The 655-nt window shown below is 53.4% G+C and carries 1 protein-coding gene; it reads left to right on the top strand.

The annotated features are described in order from the left end of the window. A partial coding sequence (locus ICL55_RS34905; RefSeq protein ID WP_188106700.1) for an AMP-binding enzyme occupies positions 1 to 655 on the top strand: 655 nt, incomplete at both ends.

The following is a 655-nucleotide window of genomic DNA, read 5'->3' as shown; positions in this document are numbered from 1 at the left end:
TGGCATCAGCAATATCGGCACCCCTATCCCTACGTTATCGGTTTACCTGCTTGACAAAAGCGGCCATCCGGTGCCGATGGGTTGCATCGGCGAACTATACGTAGGCGGGGCCGGCGTTTCCCGTGGGTATTTGGGCCGGGAAGCGCTGACAGACGAGAAGTTTATTCCGGATACGATAAGGGGAAAAGGAAAACTGTATAAATCGGGCGACCATGCGCGCATGCTGGCCACGGGAGAGATTGAATACATCGGGAGAATGGACGGGCAGGTGAAAATAAGAGGTTTCCGGATCGAATTAGGGGAGATAGAAAGCCGTTTGTTACAGCAGGGACAGATAAAAAATGCGGTGGTGACGGCAGGGGATAACAACGGGAACAAATATCTGGCGGCATACTATGTATCGGAGGAAGAACCGGGTGTTACCGCGTTGCGGCAGTACCTGTCGCAACAGTTGCCGGATTATATGGTGCCGTCTTACTTTATCCGGGTAGAGCATATTCCGCTCACCACCAACGGGAAAGTAGACCGCCGGGCCTTACCAGCTCCTGTATTACAAATACAGGACGGCTTTGTGTCTCCCCGTACGGCGGCGGAGATACTGCTGGCCGGTATCTGGTCGAAAGTGCTGTCTGTACCCAACATAGGGATCGATGAC

It is taken from the genome of Chitinophaga varians (genome assembly GCF_014529945.1).
Lineage (GTDB): Bacteria > Bacteroidota > Bacteroidia > Chitinophagales > Chitinophagaceae > Chitinophaga > Chitinophaga varians.
Note: the sequence above shows the minus strand (reverse complement) of the source record. Positions and strands in the feature narration are given on the sequence as shown.